The sequence below is a fragment of the Escherichia sp. WS3063 genome (assembly GCF_046486595.1).
In the GTDB taxonomy this organism is placed as follows: domain Bacteria; phylum Pseudomonadota; class Gammaproteobacteria; order Enterobacterales; family Enterobacteriaceae; genus Escherichia; species Escherichia coli.
Window position 1 is genome coordinate 309,986 of sequence record NZ_JBJQKY010000001.1, and the last position, 16,943, is coordinate 326,928.

Consider the following 16,943-nt stretch of genomic DNA (forward strand, 5'->3'; position numbering starts at 1 on the left):
TGTTGATGTTTGCAGATGAAGAACTTGTTATGGAGTTACTGGTCAACGCAGGACAGGCCCGTTCTGATGCGATGGAAGCCATACGTTGTGCCGGGCAAAAAGACTGGCAGGGCGCAACTCAGCTAATGGCCAGTTCTGAATCCGCCTGTCTTCAGGCGCATAAGATTCAGACCGCGTTAATTAGTCAGGATGAAGGCTGTGGCAAAATAGAAGTTAATTTAATTCTGGTTCATGCACAGGATCATTTGATGAATGCAATATTATGCCAGGATTTAGCCAGGGAAATTATTTCATTAAGAAAAGAGCTCCATGCCTGATTTTTTCCTCCAGTGCGATAGCTGGAGGAAATTATTACACTCTTAAGGATAAGTCATGAATATAAAGACGCTTAACGTCAGCCTTTTGTCTTTTTCTATTATTACAGCATTGTTTCCATTGAACGCGATGGCAACAAAATTAACCATAGAGCAGCGCCTTGAATTGCTTGAAAATGAATTGTCGCAAAATAAACAAGAGCTGAAAGCAACACAGAATGAACTGGGAGTATATAAATCCCGACTTTCGACATTACAAAAAAGCATTACGGAAAACAAATATAAATCAGCCTCGCTTGCTGAAATATTAGCGACATCTCCCGTCGCTGATAACATCAAAAATGAAAACGGTGAACAGAACTCGGTTACCGCAGCGCATACTATAAATGGATCGCAGCAAGTTGCCGTTATTGAAAGTAAAGGCGACAAAACCACTATCGAAAGCGTGACCCTGAAAGATATCAGTAAATATATAAAGGATGATATTGGATTCAGCTATCAGGGGTACTTCCGCTCAGGCTGGGGCACCGGTAATCACGGCTCACCACAAACTTATGCAGCGGGTTCTCTGGGACGTTTTGGTAACGAGATGAGCGGTTGGTTTGACTTAACCTTAAATCAGCGTGTTTATAATCAGGACGGTAAAACGGCAAATGCGGTCGTTACTTATGATGGCAACGTGGGTGAGCAGTACAACGATGCCTGGTTTGGTGACAGTGCCAATGAAAATATCATGCAGTTCAGTGATATTTATCTGACAACGCGAGGTTTTTTACCCTTCGCGCCAGAGGCAGACTTCTGGGTAGGCAAACATAAACTCCCGCAATATGAGATCCAAATGCTGGACTGGAAAACCTTAACCACGGATGTCGCTGCGGGTGTGGGGATTGAAAACTGGGCACTTGGTGTAGGGCTGTTTGATATGTCCTTAAGCCGAGATGATGTCGATGTTTACTCCCGTGATTTTACGCGTACCAGTCAGATGAATACTAATTCTGTGGATGTTCGTTATCGCAATATCCCGTTATGGGATGATGCAACATTATCATTAATGGCTAAATATTCCGCACCTAATAAAACGGATCAACAACAAGATAATGAAAATGACGACAGTTATTTTGAAATGAAAGATAGCTGGATGCTGACTTCTGTTTTACGGCAAAACCTGCAACGCGATACGTTTAATGAATTTACGTTACAGGTTGCCAATAATTCCTATGCCAGCAGTTTTGCCAGTTTCTCAGATGCCAGTAACACGATGGCGCATGGTCGCTATTACTATGGTGACCATACCAATGGGATCGCCTGGCGTTTAATCTCTCAGGGCGAGATGTATCTTACTGACAATATTATTATGGCTAACGCGCTTGTCTATTCTCATGGCGAAGATGTTTATAGTTATGAAAGTGGCGCTCATAGTGATTTTGACAGTATTCGCACCGTAATAAGACCGGCCTGGATCTGGAATACATGGAATCAGACGGGGCTTGAATTAGGCTGGTTTAAGCAACAGAACAAAACACAGCAGGGTGTAACACTAAATGAATCGGCTTATAAAACGACACTCTGGCATGCATTGAAAGTGGGTGAAAGCATTTTAGGTTCACGACCAGAAATTCGCTTCTATGGCACGTATATCAATATTCTGGATAACGAATTATCTAATTTTAAGTTTAATGAGAACAGCAAAGACGAATTTATGGCCGGCATCCAGGCGGAAGTCTGGTGGTAATCTATTTTAGTTAAGGAGTTGTGTATGTCAGGATTTAAAAAAGGTTTTTTATGGGGTGGCGCGGTAGCCGCGCATCAGTTGGAAGGTGGCTGGAATGAAGGAGGAAAAGGCATCAGTATCGCCGATGTGATGACTGCTGGCGCTCACGGGGTGCCGCGTGAAGTGACAGAAGGCATTATCGACGGGCTTAATTATCCCAATCATGAAGCAATTGATTTTTATCATCGCTATAAAACAGATATTCAGTTATTTGCCGAGATGGGATTCAAATGCTTTCGAACTTCCATTGCCTGGACACGAATCTTTCCGCAAGGTGACGAACAGGAGCCGAATGAAGAGGGTTTACAATTTTATGATGATCTGTTCGATGAATGCCTGAAGCAGGGAATGGAGCCTGTGGTGACGCTTTCGCATTTTGAGATGCCTTATCATCTGGTGACAAAATATGGTGGCTGGCGACACCGTAAACTGATCGACTTTTTCATCCGCTTCGCATCAACGGTCTTCACGCGCTATAAAGAAAAAGTAAAGTACTGGATGACGTTTAACGAAATCAATAATCAGGTGAATTTCAGCGAAAGCCTGTGTCCATTTACTAATTCCGGTATTTTGTATTCGCCAGAGGAAGATATCAATGAGCGCGAACAAATAATGTACCAGGCGGTACATTACGAGTTAGTTGCCAGTGCCCTGGCGGTACAGACTGGAAAATCGATCAATCCTGAATTTAATATCGGCTGCATGATCGCCATGTGCCCCATCTATCCTCTGACGTGTGCACCCAACGATATGATGATGGCGACGAAAGCGATGCATCGTCGTTACTGGTTTACTGATGTACATGCTCGTGGATATTATCCGCAACATATGCTGAATTACTTTGCCAGGAAAGGATTCAACCTCGATATCACACCAGAAGATAACGCGATTCTTGCCAGAGGTTGTGTCGACTTTATCGGCTTTAGCTACTACATGTCTTTTACTACGCAATTTTCGCCAGATAACCCGCAACTGAATTATGTTGAACCACGAGATTTGGTCAGCAACCCTTATATCGATACATCCGAATGGGGATGGCAAATTGATCCGGCAGGGCTACGTTATTCACTCAACTGGTTCTGGGATCATTTCCAGTTGCCGCTGTTTATTGTCGAAAATGGATTTGGTGCGGTTGACCAGAGACAAGCTGACGGCACGGTGAACGATCACTATCGCATTGATTACTTTGCTTCCCATATTCGGGAAATGAAAAAAGCCGTTGTTGAAGATGGTGTTGACTTAATTGGCTACACACCGTGGGGCTGCATTGACCTGGTTTCTGCCGGAACAGGGGAAATGAAAAAGCGCTACGGAATGATTTATGTCGATAAAGACAACGAAGGGAAGGGAACGCTGGAACGGATACGTAAAGCGTCATTTTACTGGTATCGGGATCTCATCGCCAACAATGGCGAAAATATTTGAGACTTCAGGAAGATATTACGGAGATGTCAGGCTCTGTGATCAGAGCCTGACAATAACTACATAGCGTGTTGATTATAATAGGGCACGCCGAGCGCATCCGACTTATCACTGCCAGTACCCATGTGATTTAAATCAAACGGTGGTTGTTCCTGCGATGGGGGAACAACCACGACATTGGCACAGGAAGTAACAACCGGCTGCGTGGTTTGTTCCGCAATGCCCTGCGTGGAAAAGAGAATAAGCGCAGCTGCAATTGCGGATAAAAGTGGTTTCATGATTGCCTCAGTGACGTTGTCACGTTATCAACTAGCTGTTGTAATGATTTAATGGATGTAAAAAGCGCGATTCGCCCTGCATATTGGTCATCCGGTATTTATGTGGCGGAACATCAAAGTAATTTTTGAAGGTTCGGGTCAGAGTTTGTTGCGACTCGAAGCCATATCGTTCTGCCAGATAGAGTATCGGCTCGTTACTTTCCTTCAGCTTTTGCGCGATTTCCGTCATCTTACGGCTGCGGATGTATTGGCCTAATGAATGACCGGTTTCTTTTTTAAACATCCGTTGCAGGTGCCATTTGGAGTAACCCGAACGCTCTGACACTTTCTCCAGTGACAGTGGCGATTCCAGGTTGTCCTCGATCCAGTCCAAAATGCTATGAATGGTAATAGCGTCAGTATTGCGTCTGGACATCGTCATACCTCTTTTTTTGTTTACGGCAGGACTTTCTTAAGCAAATGCTCAAGTGTTGCCACTTCGTCCGCCGTCAGGTTTTTTGTTAATTCTTGATGCAGGTCCTGGCCAACTAATTGATGGCATTGTTCACATATTGCCGCGCCGCTGGTGGTAAGTTTTACCAGTACGCCGCGCTTATCATTCGGGTTCGGCAACCTTTCCACCCAGCCTTTACAGACCAGGCGATCCAGCATACGGGTCAGCGCCCCCAGGTCGACCGATAACACTTTTTTCAGTTCAACCGGAGTAATACACGCCGCGCAGCGGATAGAGCAGAGCACCTTAAACTGTGCCGCGGTAATATCCAGCGGAGACAGATACTCGTTAAGCAGGCGATCTTTCTTCTGATTAACCATATGGATTAAGCGACCCAATGGAATAATTTCATTGAACAGATCGCTGGTACTTTTCACATTAGTTGCCCTGGCAAGTAATTAGTTGCAGGGGATAATATTGCCCAGGCAAGTATAAGTCAAATGAATGAATTGACCGATGCCACGTTTTGCTAAATCGGTTCAAGTTTTGGTCAGTGCGATGCAAGGTTAGCTAAAGAGTGACACTTTATCCTTGTTTACCCCTTATACTTTTCGCTGATAAACCAGATACACAGGATAACAACCACCAATGTTAGATTTATTTAAAGCAATTGGCCTGGGGCTGGTGGTGTTACTACCGTTAGCTAACCCATTAACAACTGTCGCGTTATTTCTTGGCCTGGCAGGCAACATGAACAGTGCTGAACGTAATCGTCAGTCGTTGATGGCCTCGGTGTACGTATTTGCCATCATGATGGTGGCGTATTACGCCGGGCAACTGGTGATGGATACATTTGGCATTTCGATTCCCGGTCTGCGAATTGCAGGCGGCTTAATCGTCGCGTTTATCGGTTTTCGGATGCTCTTTCCGCAACAGAAAGCGATTGATTCACCGGAAGCGAAAAGCAAATCGGAAGAGCTGGAAGATGAACCCAGCGCCAATATTGCTTTTGTACCACTGGCAATGCCAAGTACCGCCGGTCCGGGAACCATAGCGATGATTATTAGCTCGGCGTCCACAGTGCGTCAGAGTTCAACCTTTGCTGATTGGGTACTGATGGTTGCGCCGCCGCTGATCTTTTTCCTGGTGGCGGTTATTTTGTGGGGAAGTCTACGCAGCTCTGGCGCAATTATGCGGCTGGTGGGTAAGGGGGGCATTGAAGCGATCTCCCGTCTGATGGGATTCCTGCTGGTATGTATGGGGGTGCAGTTTATTATTAACGGCATCCTGGAAATCATTAAAACGTACCACTAAAAAAGGCCCAAATGGGCCTTTCAACTATTGCGTCTGTTCTTCGAGTGTCACTGGCCAGCGGCGGAAAATGATGATTGACCATATTAACGCGGCAAAAGCAGGCACCGCGCCCACATAACCAATCATCGACATTGACCAGTGCAGACTGACCTGATTACCTACCAACGCACCCGCGCCGATTCCAATATTAAATATCCCGGAGAATAGCGCCATCGCGACGTCGGTAGCATCTGGTGCCAGCGCCAGCACTTTAACCTGCATACCAAGCCCGATGATCATCATCGCGATCCCCCAGAAAATACTCAGCACCCCGAGGTGTATTTCACTGTTCGCCGCAGGTAGCAGCAGAGCCAGGCACACCAGCAACAGCGCAATCGCCGTACTTACCAGCGTAGACGCATACTGATTACCCAGTTTACCGAAAATCACGCTGCCAATAATGCCCGCACCACCGAGTAATAACAGTAATGCCGTGGCAAAGTTGGCGCTGAATCCCGCAATGTTTTGCACAAAAGGCTCGATATAGCTGTATGCCGTGTAATGGGCGGTGACAACCACCACAGTTAACAAATAAATGCTCATCAATGCCGGGCGGCGGAATAATAGCGGGAGGCTTTTCAGCGAACCGGAATGCTCACTGGGCAGTAAGGGAAGTAACTTAATCAGGCACAAAAGGGTGATAAGCGCCCCGATACCAATCGCGAAGAAGGTCATTCGCCAACCGAAATACTGCCCCACAATGCGCCCGAGAGGTAAACCTAAGACCATCGCCAGTGCAGTACCGGTGGCAATTAAACTCAATGCCTGTGCTCGCTTCCCGGCCGGAGCCATACGGATCGCCAGAGACGCCGTAATCGACCAGAAAATCGCATGTGCAAAAGCCACACCAATGCGACTGATCACCAGAACGGTAAAACTCCACGATAAAAACGACAGTACGTGGCTGGCAATAAACACCACAAACAGGCAGATCAGTAATTTGCGCCGTTCAACCTGGCTGGTCATTAACATAAAAGGCAATGACATTAGCGCTACTACCCATGCGTAAATGGTCAACATAATGCCGACCTGAGCGGTTTGCATGTGAAAACTTTGCGCAATGTCAGAGAGCAGGCCAACTGGGACAAATTCGGTGGTGTTGAAGATGAAGGCGGCGACTGCCAGCGTAACGACCCGTAGCCACGCCACTTTGCGGGAAACAGTGTTTGTTGTCATAACAGATTATCGGGTGAGTTGCGAAAAAGTGATGAAATGATCTTAAAACGGTTAATGATGTGAATACAATGCATTTGTGATCTGGATCGCGTTTTCCGTTTCTCTGACGCTGATTCTTTCACGCGTCAGAGAGTCGGTCACATCACGGTTTAATGACGTTCAGGGAGGTCTGGCGTTTTGGAGGTTGCGGGTATAGGTGGTCTGACAGGGGAGCGAGGCCTGTTTTTCACCAGGTCTTCATGAGTAACTTTTGGCGGCGTTTCATTTTTTACAAAAAGTTTGAGGGTCTTGCGCGCCATATGTTTGATAATTTTATCATCACTTAATGATGCTGACATCAACACGTCAATCAAATCACTTTCATTGGGTTTCATAAATTGGTGATAGTGCAATAACATATTGGCGAAAAATAAAAACAACTCCTGAAAATGTGGAAAATCTTGTTCTGCTAAAAGGGATAAAAAGCAGATGCAGACTTCGGGTAGTACATGTTTGTTAGAACCTAGTGAATCCATCAGACTTTGCAATAAATCCTCTTTTAATTCGCTGTCCGTTATGTCGAGAATAGCGGTGAGCAAGTTAGGTTCTTTATTCCCGAACCATCTGTGAACCTCAGAGTTATTCCATAATCGGGGGAGTATGACAAAATTACCGCGAGAGATAAAATTCAGGACAAGCAAATCAAACTGGCGTAAGTAATCTGCAGCGGTATGGTGATCCGGATGCAGGGGTTCAATATGTGGCGTATGCGCTCTTTTGATAGGAACGCCAGGGTTGATTATTGGAAATTGTTCTATAAAGTCATTCAGAAACAGAAAGAGCACACGCTCGACGCCGGTCTGAAATACGCGCCCCATAGTGACAGGCTTTGTGTTGGGAGCGCAAAAAATATTAATTTCCCCATCATGGCGGAAATTATCTAAATAAATAGGGCTTAAATTTATTACTACCTGAAATTCAATATTTTCTTTGTGTCTTCCATTCTTGACGGGATAAGTGAGTTTAAACTGAACCTTTTCATTGTATAGCGTGTCGTTACCCCGAAAAGAAGTCCTCTGAATATATGATAAGTTGTCAAGGTTATTAAATATCTTTTTTGTGGCTGAGTTGATGTTTAAAGACGTGCGCCACTCTTCATCACATATTATTGTACTAAGTGCATCAATGAAATCCTTTAAAACTTCTTTTACCTGCGGTGCAATATTACGTACGGGAAAATCATCAGGAAGAGATATGTAATTGCTGATGCTTACTGGCGTAACCATATTTGCCCCATATAGTCATAAGTCATCGGAACATCACTATATAGAGCATATTAGCCGAAAGAACTATCAAAAATAGCTCATTGCTAACTCTGTTTTGCCGAGTCAGACACATCCAGTAGTTGAATAAATGCCTCAAGCGGACGCGTTTTTGCACCGCGACGCCAGACCAGCCAGGTTGTTAACCAACGCCATTGCTCAGCTAACGGCCACGCTTCAACCTGGTGATGCCCCGGCATACTTTCCAGCATAGAGCGCGGAATAAGCGCAATACCTGCTCCTGCGACCACACAGGCCAACATCCCGTGATACGACTCCATCTCGTGAATAGTTCCCGGAGCGGCACCATCAGCATGAAACCAGCTCTCGAAGTGGCGACGATACGAACAATTGGCGCGGAAGGCATAAATGTTACTGCCATTTACCTGACTGGCGCGGGTTACTGGCGCATGTCCTTGTGGCGTGACGATCATCAGCTCCTCGCGGTACACCGGTATCCCGTCAATGGCAGTATGGTTAATGGGCCCATCAATAAACGCTGCATTCAGTTTTCCCTCCAGCACACCTTCCAGCATAGTGCCGGAAGGGCCGGTGGAAAGTGAAAACTGAATTTTGGGATAACGACGGTTAAATTCCGCCAGCGTGGCCGGAATGCGCACCGCAGCGGTGCTTTCCAGCGAACCAAGAGAAAATAAACCTTGCGGCTCATCGCCAGCGACAACGCTCCGCGCTTCATCCACTAACGCGAGAATTTGTTGGCTATAGCGTAAAAAGTTATGCCCGGCAGGTGAGAGACGTAAACGCTGATTCTCGCGAATAAACAGATCAATCCCCAGTTCTGTTTCCAGCTGGCGTAGACGGGTAGTGAGATTCGACGGCACGCGATGCACTTTTGCTGCAGCCTGGGTAATGCTGCCAGCTTCGGCAACCGCGTTGAACATCTCCAGTTGGGTCAGATCCATAATATTCTCGATTCGTGAATAAGTGGCTTAATATTATTCATTTTCAAGCAAGAGTAAATCTGCGTATCTTTTTACCATAACTCATAAAGGAGATACCCCGATGACCATTACTCCGGCAACTCATGCAATTTCGATAAATCCTGCCACCGGTGAACAACTTTCTGTGCTGCCGTGGGCTGGCGCTGATGATATCGAAAACGCACTTCAGCTGGCGGCAGCAGGCTTTCGCGACTGGCGCGAGACAAATATAGATTATCGTGCTGAAAAACTGCGTGATATCGGTAAGGCTCTGCGTGTCCGTAGCGAAGAAATGGCGCAAATGATCACCCGTGAAATGGGCAAACCAATCAACCAGGCGCGCGCTGAAGTGGCGAAATCGGCGAATTTGTGTGACTGGTATGCAGAACATGGTCCGACAATGCTGAAGGCGGAACCTACGCTGGTGGAAAATCAGCAGGCAGTTATTGAGTATCGACCGTTGGGGACAATTCTGGCGATTATGCCGTGGAATTTTCCGTTATGGCAGGTGATGCGTGGCGCGGTTCCCATCATTCTTGCAGGTAACGGCTACTTACTTAAACATGCGCCGAATGTGATGGGCTGTGCACAGCTCATTGCCCAGGTGTTTAAAGATGCGGGTATCCCACAAGGCGTATATGGCTGGCTGAATGCCGACAACGACGGCGTCAGTCAGATGATTAAAGACTCGCGCATTGCTGCTGTCACGGTGACCGGAAGTGTTCGTGCGGGAGCGGCTATTGGCGCACAGGCTGGAGCGGCACTGAAAAAATGCGTACTGGAACTTGGCGGTTCGGATCCATTTATTGTGCTTAACGATGCCGATCTGGAACTGGCGGTTAAAGCGGCGGTAGCCGGACGTTATCAGAATACCGGACAGGTTTGTGCAGCGGCAAAACGCTTTATCATCGAAGAGGGAATTGCTTCGGCATTTACCGAACGTTTTGTGGCAGCTGCGGCAGCCTTGAAAATGGGCGATCCCCGTGACGAAGAGAACACTCTCGGACCAATGGCTCGTTTTGATTTACGTGATGAGCTGCATCATCAGGTGGAAAAAACACTGGCGCAGGGTGCGCGTTTGTTACTGGGCGGGGAAAAGATGGCTGGGGCAGGTAACTACTATCCGCCAACGGTTCTGGCGAATGTTACCCCAGAAATGACCGCGTTTCAGGAAGAAATGTTTGGCCCCGTTGCGGCAATCACCATTGCGAAAGATGCAGAACATGCACTGGAACTGGCTAATAATAGCGAGTTCGGCCTTTCAGCGACCATTTTCACCACCGACGAAACCCGGGCCAGACAGATGGCGGCACGTCTGGAATGCGGTGGGGTGTTTATCAATGGTTATTGTGCCAGCGATGCGCGAGTGGCCTTTGGTGGCGTGAAGAAGAGTGGCTTTGGGCGTGAGCTTTCCCATTTTGGCTTACACGAATTCTGTAATATCCAGACGGTGTGGAAAGACCGGGTCTGACGCTATATATTCAGCTCTGATATACTCGCAGGTCTTTTCAGACCTGCGGTCCAGGAGTAGAAAGTGGCAGTCGCCATGGATAATGCAATTTTAGAAAACATCTTGCGGCAAGTGCGGCCGCTCATTGGTCAGGGTAAAGTCGCGGATTATATTCCGGCGCTGGCTACGGTAGACGGTTCCCGATTGGGGATTGCTATCTGTACCGTTGACGGACAGCTTTTTCAGGCCGGAGACGCGCAAGAACGTTTTTCCATTCAGTCTATTTCCAAAGTGCTGAGTCTCGTTGTCGCCATGCGTCATTACTCCGAAGAGGAAATCTGGCAACGCGTCGGCAAAGATCCGTCTGGATCACCGTTCAATTCTTTAGTGCAACTGGAAATGGAGCAGGGTATTCCGCGTAATCCGTTTATTAATGCCGGTGCGCTGGTGGTCTGCGATATGTTGCAAGGGCGATTAAGCGCTCCTCGGCAACGTATGCTGGAAGTCGTGCGCGGCTTAAGCGGTGTGTCTGATATTTCCTACGATACGGTGGTAGCGCGTTCCGAATTTGAACACTCCGCGCGAAATGCGGCTATCGCCTGGCTGATGAAGTCGTTTGGCAATTTCCATCATGATGTGACAACCGTTCTGCAAAACTATTTCCACTATTGCGCCTTGAAAATGAGCTGCGTAGAGCTGGCCCGGACATTTGTCTTTCTGGCTAATCAGGGGAAAGCTATTCATATTGATGAACCTGTGGTGACGCCAATGCAGGCGCGGCAAATTAACGCGCTGATGGCGACCAGTGGTATGTACCAGAACGCGGGGGAGTTTGCCTGGCGGGTGGGACTACCGGCGAAATCTGGCGTTGGTGGCGGTATTGTGGCGATTGTTCCGCATGAAATGGCCATCGCAGTCTGGAGTCCGGAACTGGACGATGCAGGTAACTCGCTTGCGGGCATTGCCGTCCTTGAACAATTGACGAAACAATTAGGGCGTTCAGTTTATTAATGCAGTCTCTCGATCCACTCTTCGCGCGTTTATCCCGTTCAAAATTTCGCTCTCGCTTTCGTTTGGGTGTGAAAGAGCGTCAGTATTGTCTGGAGAAAGGCGCGCCAGTCATTGAACAACATGCGGCAGATTTTGTCGCTAAACGTCTTGCTCCGGCATTACCGGCTAACGACGGTAAGCAAACCCCCATGCGCGGGCATCCGGTTTTTATCGCTCAACACGCCACCGCGACCTGTTGTCGCGGTTGTCTGGCTAAGTGGCATAACATTCCGCAGGGTGTTTCGTTAAGCGAAGAACAACAACGTTATATCGTGGCGGTAATCTATCACTGGTTGGTTATACAGATGAATCAGCCATGATAATTACGGAAATCGATAAAATGGCATTCATTAGGTATCTTTAGTTGCCGCCGTTGTCAGCGAACATGCTATCCTTTCTAAGAATTTACTTATTGCGTTGAGATAATTGCCACCCGCAATTGTATGGACAGATAATTAATGCATGTACAGCCCATTTCAACTTTCCGTTTGTTCCAGGAAGGTCATCTGCTACGTAATAGCATCGCTATTTTTGTGCTAACCACGCTGTTCTATTTTATTGGTGCAGAGTTACGGCTGGTTCACGAACTTTCTCTTTTCTGGCCGCTGAATGGCGTAATGGCGGGGGTGTTTTCCCGCTATGTCTGGCTTAATCGACTGCATTACTATGCGATCAGTTATGTGGCGATGCTGGTTTATGATGCCATAACCACCGAATGGGGGCTGGTTTCACTGGCTATCAATTTCTCCAATATGATGTTTATTGTTACCGTCGCCTTACTGGTCGCGCGGGATAAGCGTCTGGGGAAAAATAAGTATGAGCCAGTAAGTGCCTTACGGCTATTTAATTACTGTCTGATTGCCGCATTATTATGCGCTATTGTCGGGGCGATTGGTTCGGTCAGTATTGATAGTCTGGATTTCTGGCCTTTGCTTGCCGACTGGTTCAGTGAGCAATTCTCAACGGGCGTGTTGATCGTGCCTTGTATGCTGACGTTGGCAATTCCTGGAGTGCTGCCGCGCTTTAAAGCAGAACAGATGATGCCCGCTATCGCGCTTATTGTGTCGGTTGTTGCCTCGGTAGTCATTGGCGGAGCGGGGAGTCTGGCGTTCCCGCTGCCTGCATTAATCTGGTGTGCAGTGCGCTATACGCCGCAGGTAACATGTCTGTTGACCTTTGTCACCGGTGCGGTGGAAATCGTACTGGTGGCAAATTCGGTGATTGATATCTCGGTCGGTTCGCCGTTCTCCATTCCGCAAATGTTCTCCGCACGTCTCGGTATTGCCACGATGGCGATATGCCCAATTATGGTTTCTTTTAGCGTGGCAGCGATCAATTCGCTAATGAAGCAAGTTGCGCTGCGAGCCGACTTTGATTTTCTGACCCAGGTTTACTCACGGTCCGGTCTTTATGAGGCGCTGAAAAGTCCATCGCTGAAACAGACACAACATCTGACGGTCATGCTGCTTGATATCGACTATTTCAAAAGCATTAACGATAACTATGGACATGAATGTGGCGATAAAGTGTTAAGCGTGTTTGCCCAGCATATTCAGAAGATTGTCGGTGATAAGGGGCTGGTGGCGCGAATGGGCGGCGAAGAATTTGCTGTTGCAGTGCCGTCGGTGAATCCTGTCGATGGCCTGCTAATGGCGGAAAAAATCCGTAAAGGCGTTGAACTGCAACCGTTCACCTGGCAACAAAAAACGCTTTATCTCACGGTAAGTATTGGCGTCGGTAGTGGTTGCGCATCGTACCGAACGCTGACCGATGACTTTAATAAATTGATGGTCGAAGCCGATACATGTCTGTATCGCTCGAAGAAAGATGGGCGCAACCGTACCAGCACTATGCGTTACGGTGAGGAAGTTGTCTGACATCTTTATTCATTCACAGCGATTTAAATGGAATGTGTTCTACCACTTTATTGAGCGAATAAAAGGCGTAGTTCCTCGATTAAACCATGATCCGCGCCACACTTTTCTCATAAAACTGCTCATTAATCATCAGGAGTTGATCAAAACAGGGGTTCGGCGTATTAAAGTTTGCTAACCTGTCGTACCAATTCAAACAGGTTGTATGACTAATCAGAAGGGAACCCATTGTGAAAACACTAAATCGTCGCGATTTTCCCGGTGCACAGTATCCAGAACGTATCATTCAGTTTGGTGAAGGTAACTTCCTGCGCGCCTTTGTTGACTGGCAAATCGATCTCCTGAATGAGCACACCGATCTGAATTCTGGCGTGGTCGTTGTTCGTCCGATTGAAACTTCATTCCCGCCGTCACTGAGCACGCAGGATGGTCTGTACACCACCATTATCCGTGGTCTGAACGAGAAGGGGGAAGCGGTCAGCGACGCGCGTCTGATTCGCTCTGTTAATCGTGAAATCAGCGTCTACAGTGAATACGATGAATTCCTGAAACTGGCGCACAACCCGGAAATGCGCTTTGTTTTCTCTAACACCACCGAAGCGGGTATCAGCTACCATGCGGGCGATAAATTCGATGACGCGCCAGCGGTAAGTTATCCGGCAAAACTGACCCGTCTGCTGTTCGAACGTTTTAGCCATTTCAACGGTGCGCTGGATAAAGGTTGGATCATCATCCCGTGTGAGTTGATCGACTACAATGGCGACGCGTTGCGTGAACTGGTGCTGCGCTATGCGCAAGAGTGGGCACTGCCAGAAGCATTTATTCAATGGCTGGATCAGGCTAACAGCTTCTGTTCTACGCTGGTGGACCGTATCGTTACCGGCTATCCGCGTGATGAAGTGGCTAAACTGGAAGAAGAACTGGGTTATCACGATGGTTTCCTCGACACCGCTGAACACTTTTACCTGTTTGTGATTCAGGGGCCGAAATCCTTAGCGACTGAACTGCGTCTGGACAAATATCCGCTCAACGTGCTGATTGTTGACGATATTAAACCGTATAAAGAACGCAAAGTGGCAATCCTCAACGGTGCGCACACCGCGCTGGTGCCGGTGGCGTTCCAGGCAGGGCTGGATACCGTAGGTGAAGCGATGAACGATGCTGAAATTTGTGCATTCGTTGAAAAAGCCATCTACGAAGAGATTATTCCGGTACTGGATTTGCCTCGTGATGAACTGGAATCTTTCGCCAGTGCAGTCACCGGACGTTTCCGTAATCCGTACATTAAGCATCAGCTGCTGTCTATCGCGCTTAACGGTATGACCAAGTTCCGCACCCGTATCCTGCCGCAGCTGCTGGCAGGGCAGAAGGCAAACGGCACACTTCCGGCGCGCCTTACTTTCGCATTAGCGGCATTGATTGCGTTTTATCGCGGTGAGCGTAATGGAGAAACATATCCGGTACAGGACGATGCCCACTGGCTGGAACGTTATCAGCAACTCTGGAGCCAGCATCGTGACCGTGTTATCGGCACCCAGGAACTGGTTGCTATTGTGTTGGCTGAAAAAGACCACTGGGAGCAGGACCTGACGCAAGTGCCTGGTCTGGTCGAGCAGGTTGCTAATGACCTGGATGCGATTCTCGAAAAAGGAATGCGCGAAGCTGTACGTCCGTTGTGCTAATACTCTGAACCCGGTTTCGACCGGGTTTCTTATTTCACTATATTAGTTACAACATCCTATGTGCCTTTATCATTAACAGGTGCTACATGCAGCACCTGTTAATGTTGTAAGCTTGTAGGTAATTTGTAAGTAGTGTCTTGAGAATGTGATCGTAATCACGTTTAATAGGGCGACTTTTCCACGCCTGAAGATAACCATGATTGTTCGTCCACAACAACACTGGCTGCGCCGTATTTTTGTCTGGCACGGTTCAGTATTATCCAAGATATCCTCGCGCTTACTACTCAATTTTCTCTTTTCGATCGCTGTTATTTTCATGCTGCCCTGGTACACGCATTTGGGCATTAAATTCACCCTCGCACCGTTCAGCATTCTCGGTGTCGCCATCGCCATTTTTCTTGGTTTTCGTAATAATGCCGGGTACGCCCGTTACGTTGAAGCGCGAAAACTTTGGGGGCAGTTGATGATTGCCTCGCGGTCGTTACTGCGCGAGGTAAAAACGACATTACCGGATTCGGCAAGTGTAAGGGAGTTTGCCCGGCTGCAAATCGCCTTCGCCCACTGTTTACGCATGACATTACGCAAACAGCCACAGGCGGAAGTGCTGGCTCATTATCTCAAGACTGAAGATCTTCAGCGTGTACTGGCTTCGAACTCTCCAGCTAACCGCATCTTGTTAATAATGGGGGAGTGGTTGGCGGTTCAGCGACGCAATGGACAACTTTCAGATATCCTGTTTATTAGCCTCAACGATCGGCTTAATGATATTTCAGCGGTCCTGGCAGGATGCGAGCGCATTGCCTATACGCCAATTCCCTTTGCCTACACCCTGATTTTGCATCGCACCGTGTATCTGTTTTGTATCATGCTGCCGTTTGCGCTGGTCGTGGACCTGCATTACATGACGCCTTTTATCTCTGTGCTGATTTCCTACACTTTTATTTCGCTGGATTGTCTGGCGGAAGAACTGGAAGATCCCTTCGGTACTGAAAACAATGATTTACCGCTGGATGCCATCTGCAACGCTATTGAAATTGACCTGTTACAGATGAACGATGAAGCAGAAATTCCAGCGAAAATTCTTCCCGATCGCCATTACCAGCTGACGTGATAATTACTCCGTACGGCGGGCAACAATAAACAGACGCGGAAATGCCAGCAGTATCTCTCCGTTCTCCTGGAGGGGATATTGCTCTTCCAGCATCTGATGGTAGCGCGTAAGAAAATGCTGCTGTTCGCTCTCGGTCAGATCCTGTAACCACGGACGTAATCCAGTGGCGGTCACCCAATCGATAATCGCCTGGTGCGACGGCATCTGGTGATAGTAAGTGGTTCGCCAGATATCGACCTCACATCCGGCTTCACTCAGAATATCGTAGTAAGCATGAACGCCAGCCAGCGGCTCACGCCCGCGATCCGGGTAGTTTTGTTCCCAGGCAACTTCGCGCATGAGCACATGGGTCGGCTCCAGCCAGTTATCTGGCATCTGTACTGCCAGCACGCCCTGCGAATTAAGTAAAGAAACCAGATGAGGGAACAATTCGTAGTGGTCGGGCAGCCATTGCAGTGAGGCATTAGCAAAAATCAGATCGAGTGCCTGTTCCGGTTGCCAGTTGCGGATGTCTGCTTCCACGAACTGGCAGTCTGGCAAAGCACTGCGCGCTTCAGCAATCATCGCCGGAGACGAGTCGATGCCTGTTATCCTGGCCGCAGGCCAACGTTGATGCAGCAGTGCGGTGCTGTTACCTGGGCCACAGCCAAGATCGGCAACGTATTCGATATTCTCCAGCGGCACTCTGGCAAGCAGCTCCATCGCCGGACGCGATCGTTCAGCGGCAAAGTGCAGATATAAAGAGGGGTTCCAGTCAGACATATTTTTACTCCCGTCAGCGCGTTAC

Annotated in this window: 17 protein-coding genes; 10 read left to right on the top strand and 7 right to left on the bottom strand. The window is 47.9% G+C overall.

Annotation, left to right across the window (positions count from 1 at the left end; translation table 11 throughout):
- Window positions 1-5: 5 nt before the first annotated feature.
- The 3 genes from ACJHYW_RS01565 to ACJHYW_RS01575 are packed head-to-tail and all read left to right on the top strand — an operon-like array spanning window position 6 to window position 3,510.
- Window positions 6-317, top strand: a complete 312-nt coding sequence (locus ACJHYW_RS01565; protein WP_001361816.1) for a PTS lactose/cellobiose transporter subunit IIA — start codon at window positions 6-8, stop codon at window positions 315-317.
- 55 nt (window positions 318-372) lie between these two features.
- Complete coding sequence (locus ACJHYW_RS01570) at window positions 373-2,046, top strand: carbohydrate porin (protein WP_001022765.1); 1,674 nt, start codon at window positions 373-375, stop codon at window positions 2,044-2,046.
- A 24-nt stretch (window positions 2,047-2,070) separates the two neighbouring features.
- Window positions 2,071-3,510 (top strand): 6-phospho-beta-glucosidase, encoded by a 1,440-nt coding sequence (locus ACJHYW_RS01575; protein WP_061092694.1) that lies wholly within the window; start codon window positions 2,071-2,073, stop codon window positions 3,508-3,510.
- A gap of 56 nt (window positions 3,511-3,566) precedes the next feature.
- Here the strand turns inward: ACJHYW_RS01575 and marB are convergent, their stop codons facing one another.
- From marB to marR, 3 genes are read right to left on the bottom strand one after another with little or no spacing between them, the layout of a single operon-like run.
- Entirely contained in the window at window positions 3,567-3,785 is a 219-nt protein-coding gene (gene marB, locus ACJHYW_RS01580) for a multiple antibiotic resistance protein MarB (protein WP_000803531.1), read from the bottom strand.
- Window positions 3,786-3,816: 31 nt separating this feature from the next.
- Window positions 3,817-4,200: an MDR efflux pump AcrAB transcriptional activator MarA gene (gene marA, locus ACJHYW_RS01585; protein ID WP_000091199.1), complete on the bottom strand. Its 384-nt coding sequence runs from the start codon at window positions 4,198-4,200 to the stop codon at window positions 3,817-3,819.
- A gap of 20 nt (window positions 4,201-4,220) precedes the next feature.
- Window positions 4,221-4,655: a multiple antibiotic resistance transcriptional regulator MarR gene (gene marR, locus ACJHYW_RS01590; RefSeq protein WP_000843419.1), complete on the bottom strand. Its 435-nt coding sequence runs from the start codon at window positions 4,653-4,655 to the stop codon at window positions 4,221-4,223.
- 211 nt (window positions 4,656-4,866) lie between these two features.
- Here marR and marC point away from each other — a divergent pair, with 211 nt between their 5' ends.
- Window positions 4,867-5,532, top strand: a complete 666-nt coding sequence (gene marC, locus ACJHYW_RS01595) for an NAAT family transporter MarC (RefSeq protein WP_000885033.1) — start codon at window positions 4,867-4,869, stop codon at window positions 5,530-5,532.
- Window positions 5,533-5,556: 24 nt separating this feature from the next.
- On the opposite strand, the gene ydeA is transcribed toward marC, so the two are convergent.
- The 3 genes from ydeA to ptrR form a co-directional block, all read right to left on the bottom strand.
- Window positions 5,557-6,747, bottom strand: a complete 1,191-nt coding sequence (gene ydeA / locus ACJHYW_RS01600) for an L-arabinose MFS transporter (RefSeq protein WP_000210806.1) — start codon at window positions 6,745-6,747, stop codon at window positions 5,557-5,559.
- 149 nt (window positions 6,748-6,896) lie between these two features.
- Complete coding sequence (yneK, locus tag ACJHYW_RS01605) at window positions 6,897-8,012, bottom strand: putative protein YneK (RefSeq protein ID WP_061092695.1); 1,116 nt, start codon at window positions 8,010-8,012, stop codon at window positions 6,897-6,899.
- Window positions 8,013-8,095: 83 nt separating this feature from the next.
- Window positions 8,096-8,971, bottom strand: a complete 876-nt coding sequence (gene ptrR, locus ACJHYW_RS01610; protein ID WP_061092696.1) for a putrescine utilization regulator PtrR — start codon at window positions 8,969-8,971, stop codon at window positions 8,096-8,098.
- Between the two features lie 100 nt (window positions 8,972-9,071).
- On the opposite strand from ptrR, the gene sad reads away from it, so the two are divergent.
- From sad to ACJHYW_RS01640, 6 genes are all read left to right on the top strand, one after another.
- The gene (gene sad / locus ACJHYW_RS01615) at window positions 9,072-10,460 is read left to right on the top strand and encodes a succinate-semialdehyde dehydrogenase (RefSeq protein ID WP_061092697.1); all 1,389 of its coding nucleotides are present in this window, start codon (window positions 9,072-9,074) and stop codon (window positions 10,458-10,460) included.
- Window positions 10,461-10,523: 63 nt separating this feature from the next.
- Window positions 10,524-11,450 carry a glutaminase B gene (glsB, locus tag ACJHYW_RS01620; protein ID WP_000257409.1) on the top strand — a complete coding sequence of 309 codons (927 nt, stop codon included), beginning with the start codon at window positions 10,524-10,526 and terminating at the stop codon, window positions 11,448-11,450.
- Entirely contained in the window at window positions 11,450-11,809 is a 360-nt protein-coding gene (locus ACJHYW_RS01625) for a DUF4186 domain-containing protein (protein WP_001191032.1), read from the top strand. Before glsB ends, ACJHYW_RS01625 begins: the two co-directional genes overlap by 1 nt.
- A 138-nt stretch (window positions 11,810-11,947) precedes the next feature.
- Window positions 11,948-13,366, top strand: a complete 1,419-nt coding sequence (locus ACJHYW_RS01630) for a diguanylate cyclase (protein WP_061092698.1) — start codon at window positions 11,948-11,950, stop codon at window positions 13,364-13,366.
- A 227-nt stretch (window positions 13,367-13,593) separates the two neighbouring features.
- Window positions 13,594-15,045 carry a tagaturonate reductase gene (gene uxaB, locus ACJHYW_RS01635; RefSeq protein WP_000854633.1) on the top strand — a complete coding sequence of 484 codons (1,452 nt, stop codon included), beginning with the start codon at window positions 13,594-13,596 and terminating at the stop codon, window positions 15,043-15,045.
- Between the two features lie 196 nt (window positions 15,046-15,241).
- A complete protein-coding gene (locus ACJHYW_RS01640) occupies window positions 15,242-16,156 on the top strand; it encodes a bestrophin family protein (protein WP_001313828.1) in 915 nt (304 codons plus the stop codon).
- A gap of 3 nt (window positions 16,157-16,159) precedes the next feature.
- Here the strand turns inward: ACJHYW_RS01640 and tam are convergent, their stop codons facing one another.
- A complete protein-coding gene (gene tam, locus ACJHYW_RS01645; protein ID WP_001286536.1) occupies window positions 16,160-16,918 on the bottom strand; it encodes a trans-aconitate 2-methyltransferase in 759 nt (252 codons plus the stop codon).
- Window positions 16,919-16,943 lie beyond the last annotated feature (25 nt).

Excerpts from the sequence above, each read along its gene's own strand:
- ACJHYW_RS01575 (WP_061092694.1), top strand. The coding sequence starts at position 2,071 with ATGTCAGGATTTAAAAAAGGTTTTTTATGGGGTGGCGCGGTAGCCGCG.
- ACJHYW_RS01570 (WP_001022765.1), top strand. The coding sequence starts at position 373 with ATGAATATAAAGACGCTTAACGTCAGCCTTTTGTCTTTTTCTATTATT.
- sad (WP_061092697.1), top strand. The coding sequence starts at position 9,072 with ATGACCATTACTCCGGCAACTCATGCAATTTCGATAAATCCTGCCACC.
- tam (WP_001286536.1), bottom strand. The coding sequence starts at position 16,918 with ATGTCTGACTGGAACCCCTCTTTATATCTGCACTTTGCCGCTGAACGA.
- ACJHYW_RS01565 (WP_001361816.1), top strand. The coding sequence starts at position 6 with ATGTTTGCAGATGAAGAACTTGTTATGGAGTTACTGGTCAACGCAGGA.
- ydeA (WP_000210806.1), bottom strand. The coding sequence starts at position 6,747 with ATGACAACAAACACTGTTTCCCGCAAAGTGGCGTGGCTACGGGTCGTT.
- marB (WP_000803531.1), bottom strand. The coding sequence starts at position 3,785 with ATGAAACCACTTTTATCCGCAATTGCAGCTGCGCTTATTCTCTTTTCC.
- ptrR (WP_061092696.1), bottom strand. The coding sequence starts at position 8,971 with ATGGATCTGACCCAACTGGAGATGTTCAACGCGGTTGCCGAAGCTGGC.
- yneK (WP_061092695.1), bottom strand. The coding sequence starts at position 8,012 with ATGGTTACGCCAGTAAGCATCAGCAATTACATATCTCTTCCTGATGAT.
- ACJHYW_RS01625 (WP_001191032.1), top strand. The coding sequence starts at position 11,450 with ATGCAGTCTCTCGATCCACTCTTCGCGCGTTTATCCCGTTCAAAATTT.
- marA (WP_000091199.1), bottom strand. The coding sequence starts at position 4,200 with ATGTCCAGACGCAATACTGACGCTATTACCATTCATAGCATTTTGGAC.
- ACJHYW_RS01640 (WP_001313828.1), top strand. The coding sequence starts at position 15,242 with ATGATTGTTCGTCCACAACAACACTGGCTGCGCCGTATTTTTGTCTGG.
- ACJHYW_RS01630 (WP_061092698.1), top strand. The coding sequence starts at position 11,948 with ATGCATGTACAGCCCATTTCAACTTTCCGTTTGTTCCAGGAAGGTCAT.
- marC (WP_000885033.1), top strand. The coding sequence starts at position 4,867 with ATGTTAGATTTATTTAAAGCAATTGGCCTGGGGCTGGTGGTGTTACTA.